Source organism: Terriglobales bacterium (genome assembly GCA_035624475.1).
Taxonomy (GTDB): Bacteria; Acidobacteriota; Terriglobia; order Terriglobales; family Acidobacteriaceae; genus DASPRL01.
Genome location: DASPRL010000043.1, coordinates 1 through 6217 on the forward strand (window position 1 = coordinate 1; position 6217 = coordinate 6217).

Below are 6217 nucleotides of genomic sequence, written 5' to 3' on the forward strand. Positions count from 1 at the left end.
TTGAGAGCGCTAGCCGATCCACTTCCACGCCCAGGCCAGCACCAGCGCTCCCGCCACGATGCGGTAGGCGGCGAAGGGGGCGAAGCCGCGGCTCCTCACCCAATGCATGAACCAGGCGACGGAACCATAGGCAACGATGAAGCTTACGACAAAGCCGATCCCCAGCAGCGCCCAGCCGTGGGCATCGATATGCGTGGCCCCAAGAGGATTCACCCCGTGGTGCGGGATCACGGACTTGTAGAGGTCGTAGCCGGTGGCGGCCACCATGGTGGGCATGGAGAGGAAGAAGCTGAACTCCAGCGCCGAGGCCCGCGTCATCCCCGCCACCTGCCCGGCGGCGATGGTGGACATGGAGCGCGAAGTTCCGGGGAAGACGGCGGAGAAGATCTGGCAGGCCCCGATCCACACCGCCTGCAGCAAGTTCATCTCCTCCATGTCCTGGGTGCGGAAGGGATGGCCGGGGTGGGGCGTGCCGCAGAGCGCGTCCACGATCCACATGATCACCCCGCCCACCACCAGCGCCGTGCCCATCACCACCAGGCTCTCCAAGTGCTTGCCGATCACCTTGGTGAGCAGCAGCGAGGGGACCGCGGTCACTACGAAGGCGACCATGGTGAGCGAGAGCGGGTGGGTGAGCCAGGTGCGGTCGCCCTTGCGTCCGCGCGGGAAGCTGCCCAGGAAATCGCCGATGCGCTTGCGGAAGTAGAAGGGCAGGCACAGGATGGCGCCCAACTGGATGACGATGGTGAACATCTTCCAGTAGCCGTTGCCCAGGTCCACGCCCAGCAGCGCCTCGGCGATGCGCAGGTGCGCGGTCGAACTGACCGGCAGGAACTCCGTCAGGCCCTCGATGATCCCCAGCACCAGCGACAGCAGGTAGTCGTTCATCGGCCTCCGTGGGCGGCTTGAGCGAAGGCACAGGATACTAGAATCGGGCCATCGCGGAGCGGCCTTGCCGCCAGAGACGGTTGCCCGTCGCGCCGGCGCCGGCCCAGCGGTTGACACTGGCCACGATTTCGCCTATGCTCCGCCAACTTTTCCCAGGCCTTCATCCTGAAGGGGTACGAACCAGCGTGCTCGGCCGCACGATATATTTCGCGCCCGCACGCTTGCGGAGGAGCCTATGCCACTGGTGGTGCTCGCCATCGTCTTGGGCTGGACGCTGCTGGTCATCCGCCTGATCTGCTTCCGCACCACGCTGGGGGTGCGCACCCTGCTGACCTGGTTTGCGCTGGGCGCGTTCCTGGGCACCGTCGCCAACCCGGTCGCCTGGACCTTCTTCAACTCCTACCGCTTCGGCGGCAGCCCCGTGTACCTCCTGCTGATCAATGTCTCCCAGCAACTGCTGATGGCGGCTCCCGTCCTGCTGCTGCTGGGGCGGCGGAGCTGGCGGCAGGCCGGCAGCGTCGGCGACGCCTTCCTGGCGGCCTTCCTGCTCGGCCTCGGCTACGAGTTCCTGGGCGCCTTCCTGGCGGTGGCGCGCTTGGCCAACTCGGTCAGCGGCTTCTCCTTCCTGCCTCCGGGCACCGCCTCCGGCGCCAGCACCTACGCTGCGGCCGTCACCGTCGCCGGCTACGCCTACTGGACGGGACTGATCGCGCTGGCGGGCGCGGCCGCGCTGCGCTTCCTGCGCAACCGGGTCCTGGCCTATCTCGCCATTGCGGCGGCGGTGATCGTCTGCGCCCTCGACGCCCACGCCGACCTGGCCGGCTCGCTGCTTTCACTGGAACTGCTCAAGATCAACCTGCACGGCAACCTGCTTCCCTGGCTTACCCTGGTCGCGCTGATCGGCGCGGTGGTGTGGGAGGTTGGGTGGAGCAAGAGCAGCCCGCAGTCCGTGGCCAAGGACCTGCAGGCGGTGGTGACCGCGGCGGTAGGCCTGAAGTTCCTGGAGGCCCGGCGCGCCAGCCTGGCCGGCCATCTGCGGCGCCAGGAGGAGAACCTCGCCGCCGAGCTGCGCCGCGACGGCTCCAACCGCGCCCTGCAGGAGCAGCTCCAGGCCACCCGCGATCTCTGCAAGCGAGTGGAGCAGGCCCCGCCCGCGCCCCCGGCGGATGTGGTGGCCTGGGCCAAGCGCCGCTGGCTGCAGATGGTCGCCATCGCTGCCTTCCTCTTCTTCGCTCTCCTGCTGGTGAGGCCGGGGATGGAAAGCCTAGCCAACTGGATCTGGACCTCGTTGGCCTTCGCTACCCGCCTGGCCCCCTTCCAGTTGACCCTGGCCTGCACGGTGCTGGTGCTGCTGCTGCTGTGGCAGTACGTTGTGGCGCCGCCGCACGCCTTCTCCAATGTCGCGACCGACGAGGTGGCGCAGTTCTCCGCCGAGCGACGCATCCTGCAGGTCGGCTTGGGCGTGGCCGTGATGGCGCTGCTCTATCCCCAGCCCCACGAGTTCATCGCCTTCCAGTCCAGCCTGGCGGCTGGCCTCGGGCTCCAGCCCGCGGGCTATAACGACATGCAGGCGCTCACGTTGCTGCTGCTGCTGGGCTGGGCGGCAGGTACGGCCACCGCCCGCCGCGCCCAGGCCTGGCGCCGCTCGCCCAAGGGCGACCACCTGCGCAGCCTGGTGCACAACACGATCAGCGCCTGCGGCATCGCCGCGGTGGCCTGGCTGGGGCTCGCCTTCTTCTCCCAGCTCCAGATCTACGCCCACGCCAACTGGGGCGCCAAGGCCTTCCAGCACTTCGGCGCCAACGGCAATTCCATCCTGGAGATGGCCATCGGGGCGCTGACCGCCGTGGTGGCCTTCATTCTGGCCTGGGGGATGCGGCTGCTGGCCGCCCGCTTCGAGAAGAACTTCCTGGAGACGGCGGGAGGCGGGCGGCCCGCTCCTCCCAGGGCTGCGGCCGCGGGAGCCCGATGACGTCACCGCCCCAGGCCGCTTCTCCGAAGCCAGGCACCGAGCGGGCGCTGCGCTGGAGCCTCATCGCCTGCGCCGCGGTCTCGCTGGCGGCGCTGGTGGCGCACGTCTTCCATGTGCTGCCCATGCCCTTCTTCCTGGAGGTCTTCGGCGTCCCCTCGCTGCTGGCCATCTACGCCCTGGCCGCCTACGCCAGGAAGATCAATGCCCGCATGCTGACCAACGGGCTCGGGGTGGGCCTGTGGGCGGGCCTGGTTGCCACCGTGGTGTACGACGGGGTGCGCTACCTGGTCGAGCGCGGCCACCTGTTCGGCTACAACGGCTTCGTCCCCATCCTCATGTTCGGCAGTTGGATCACGGGGCGGCCGATGGCCAGCCTCGCCGCCAAGGTCGCCGGCTGGTCCTATCACTATTGGAACGGGGCCACCTTTGGCGTGATCTACGCGTTGCTGGCGGGGCGCCGGCGCTGGTGGTGGGGCCTGGGCTACGGCATCCTGATGGAGTGCTGCATGCTGGGGCTCTTTCCGTTTTTCCTGCGCGTCACCAACAAGGTGGACTTCATCGCGGTGAGCATGATCGGCCACTTGGCCTACGGCGCGGTGCTGGGCGGGCTGACCCAGCGCTACCTGCGCTTCTGAGAGGAGGAGCCATGAGACGAGGAAGCGCGTGGATCTTCTGGTCGTGGGTGGCGGCCTGCTGCCTGCTGCTGTTTGCGACCCCGGCGTTCGCGGGCGACTGCAGCGGTCCCGACGACTGCGGCTCCATCCCCGACAACGGCACCAAGGCGGCGTGCGGGGGCGGGGTGCTGGCGGGCTGCGTCCTCTATGAGCGCAGCCGCAAGAAGAAGGACGACGAGGAGGGCGAAGGGCCCTCCACCGACGATGATTCGCTGTTCGGCGGAGGCGGCGGGCAGGACACGCCCCAACCACCCAAGAAAGCCGACGCCGACGAAGGAACCGGGACCTCCGCCGAGGATGCGTCCTTGTTCGGCGGCGGAGGGACTCCGGGTGGCGGTGGCGCGGGCCCCGCGTCCAAGCCGCCGGCAGACCCTGGGGCCTTGGGAGAGTAAAGCGAGATTCCGCGGAGGGATTATGGAAAAGAAGATTCGCTGGATAGCAGGAGCATCCATCTCGCTGCTGTTGTCGCTGCTTGCGATGGCACAGGGCACGCCGTCAGCGGCCAAGCCGGCCCCGGCGCCGGACCCCGCGAAGCAGGTGCAGGCCGCGATCGCCGCCGTGCAGGGGCGCCTGGCGGCCATGGATGCGAAGTACGGCAGCGCCGCGGTCGCCGGCACGCTCAACGCCGCCTACAAGGCCAAGGGCACGCCTGCGCCCCAGGATGCGGCCGCCTGGAATGACTGGATGGCGGCCGCCTGGAAAGACGTCCGGCCGTTCTACGAGCTCAAGCTGGCCGCCCTGCAGGCCGAACTCGACGCCCTGCGCAAGACCGGGAGCGACCCGCAGGCGGCCTCCCTGCAGAGCGACCTTGCGGCCTGGCAGCAGAACGAGAAGAAGATCGGGGACCTGTTCCAGCAGATGACCGGCGAGGTCGCACAGCAGGCGGCGGTGCTGGGCCAGGCAGCCAAGAGTCCGGCCCAGAAAGACGCTCTGATGAAGCAGGCGGCTCAGCTCAAGACCGACGCCGAGCACCAGCGGGCCTCGGCCATGGCGCTGGCCAGCGGCGCCAGCGCGGCCGCCGCCGGCAAGGGCAAGACCCCAGCCACCCCGAAGGGCGGCAAGAACCCCTCCGGAAAGCCCGCCACCGCCTCCGGCGGCAAGCCCAAGGACAAGACGCCCAAGACCAGCAAACCCTCTACGGACAAGAACGCCAAGGGCAAGGACAACAGCGGCGGCAAGGGCGGCAAGAACGCTCAGAACGCCGGCGACAAGGGCGGGAACGCCGGCGGCGGCGAGGCCGGCCCCACTCCCGTCCAGCAGACGGTGACGGTGTGCAAATGCAAACCCTCGGAGTTCCCTTTCAACGTGCAGACCACGGGCGAGTCCATCCAGAGTTCTGATCCTGACATCGCCGAGGCCAGCATCCGGGACGGGCGGCTGGTGATCACCGGCAAGAAGTACGGCAAGGCGACCATCACCGTCAAAGGCGACGTGGTGAAGTACAACGCCGGCATCCCCGACGCGCCCAAGCCGGGCAAGGGCGGCATCCACGGCAACGGCCCCAACGACGTCCCGTTGAACGGGAACTACGGCTTCGCCTACACCATCACCGTGCACGTGATCTGCGATCTCACCGGGGCGTGGTCCGGGGCGCCGGTGGGCAGCGTGAAGTTCGTGGACTCCTGCGGCAAGGTGCAGATGGCCTCGCAGAAGGCCGTGTTCAGCGGCAGCGCCGCGCTGGGCGCGAAGAGCTATGGGAAGATCCACCTCATCCACACCCTCACCCTCGACGAGGTCTCCAAGAGTCTGCCCGACCCGGTGCGCCAGCAGGTGGCCGGGCGGGCGGTCACCATCGAAGGCACGGTGGGCGAGGGAGAGAACAGCATCTCCGGCACCCTGATCAAGGACAAGGTGCACTGGGTCAAGCAGGACGACGGCTCCTACTCGGTGGATTTTCCCGGCACCGTCTCCGAAAACGTGCTCATCACCCGCGACAATGCCGACAGTGGCGCCAGCCCACCCGCCGCCGGCAAAGGCCCGGCTCCTGGCAAGGGCCCGGCTCCCGGCAAAGGGAAGGGCAAGGGCAACTGAGCCGGAATCCGGTGGAACCGGGGCCGGGGCCGCTACTGCGCGGCGGCGCTGCCGTCGATGTAAGGACGGAGCTCGCCCACGTAGTCGTCGTTGGCGCGGATGCTGCGCAGAACGATGCGGATCGCCTCGTCCGGATAACCCGACTCCAGGGTAAAGGTGTAACCGGCGAAGACGTCGTGGTCGTCGTCCGCGCCCCAGTAGAAGAAGTGGTCGTGGTTCATGTGCAGCAGGTGCAGCATCAGGCCGGAAGGATCGCGCGCCTTGTCCACGTTGATGTAGTGGCTGTTGTAGTGCGGGTAGACGTGGACGCTGATGGTGCTCTTGTCCGAGACCCCGACCACCACCTCCAGCTCCTGCGAGTTCTTCAGGCCCGTGGTCATGATGCCCACGAAGTTGTAGGGCTGCTTCTCGCTCTGGTGGAAGCTGATGTTCACGTCGGAGAGCGGACCGTAGCGCTCCAGTGAGGAACGCAGCAACTCGCGCGTCTGGTCGCGGGTGATGGGAGCCTCCTGAGGGGCTCCCGGCAGAGCTGCCAGCAGCACCACAACCAGCAGGACGAAGCGAGCGCGCATGATCCCTCCCGGGGGCCGATGGCCCACCGCCCAGAGTATAGCCCCGGAAGCCCGCGCCCGATCACCTCGGCCTGGCCGAG

6 protein-coding genes are annotated in these 6217 nt (G+C 68.2%); 4 read left to right on the plus strand and 2 right to left on the minus strand.

Features of this window, described 5'->3' with window-relative positions; translation table 11 throughout:
• Positions 1–9: 9 nt before the first annotated feature.
• On the minus strand, positions 10–888 hold the full coding sequence (locus tag VEG08_02005; protein ID HXZ26750.1) for an undecaprenyl-diphosphate phosphatase: 879 nt from the start codon (positions 886–888) through the stop codon (positions 10–12).
• Positions 889–1123: 235 nt separating this feature from the next.
• Here VEG08_02005 and VEG08_02010 point away from each other — a divergent pair, with 235 nt between their 5' ends.
• The 4 genes from VEG08_02010 to VEG08_02025 are packed head-to-tail and all read left to right on the plus strand — an operon-like array spanning position 1124 to position 5565.
• Positions 1124–2860 carry a hypothetical protein gene (locus VEG08_02010; protein ID HXZ26751.1) on the plus strand — a complete coding sequence of 579 codons (1737 nt, stop codon included), beginning with the start codon at positions 1124–1126 and terminating at the stop codon, positions 2858–2860.
• Complete coding sequence (locus VEG08_02015) at positions 2857–3495, plus strand: hypothetical protein (protein ID HXZ26752.1); 639 nt, start codon at positions 2857–2859, stop codon at positions 3493–3495. The genes VEG08_02010 and VEG08_02015 overlap by 4 nt, the downstream gene beginning before the upstream one ends.
• A gap of 11 nt (positions 3496–3506) precedes the next feature.
• Complete coding sequence (locus tag VEG08_02020; protein HXZ26753.1) at positions 3507–3926, plus strand: hypothetical protein; 420 nt, start codon at positions 3507–3509, stop codon at positions 3924–3926.
• A 22-nt stretch (positions 3927–3948) separates the two neighbouring features.
• A complete protein-coding gene (locus tag VEG08_02025; protein ID HXZ26754.1) occupies positions 3949–5565 on the plus strand; it encodes a hypothetical protein in 1617 nt (538 codons plus the stop codon).
• Positions 5566–5597: 32 nt separating this feature from the next.
• On the opposite strand, the gene VEG08_02030 is transcribed toward VEG08_02025, so the two are convergent.
• Positions 5598–6137 carry a hypothetical protein gene (locus VEG08_02030; GenBank protein ID HXZ26755.1) on the minus strand — a complete coding sequence of 180 codons (540 nt, stop codon included), beginning with the start codon at positions 6135–6137 and terminating at the stop codon, positions 5598–5600.
• Positions 6138–6217 lie beyond the last annotated feature (80 nt).

Excerpts from the sequence above, each read along its gene's own strand:
- VEG08_02005 (HXZ26750.1), bottom strand. The coding sequence starts at position 888 with ATGAACGACTACCTGCTGTCGCTGGTGCTGGGGATCATCGAGGGCCTG.
- VEG08_02010 (HXZ26751.1), top strand. The coding sequence starts at position 1,124 with ATGCCACTGGTGGTGCTCGCCATCGTCTTGGGCTGGACGCTGCTGGTC.
- VEG08_02015 (HXZ26752.1), top strand. The coding sequence starts at position 2,857 with ATGACGTCACCGCCCCAGGCCGCTTCTCCGAAGCCAGGCACCGAGCGG.
- VEG08_02020 (HXZ26753.1), top strand. The coding sequence starts at position 3,507 with ATGAGACGAGGAAGCGCGTGGATCTTCTGGTCGTGGGTGGCGGCCTGC.
- VEG08_02025 (HXZ26754.1), top strand. The coding sequence starts at position 3,949 with ATGGAAAAGAAGATTCGCTGGATAGCAGGAGCATCCATCTCGCTGCTG.
- VEG08_02030 (HXZ26755.1), bottom strand. The coding sequence starts at position 6,137 with ATGCGCGCTCGCTTCGTCCTGCTGGTTGTGGTGCTGCTGGCAGCTCTG.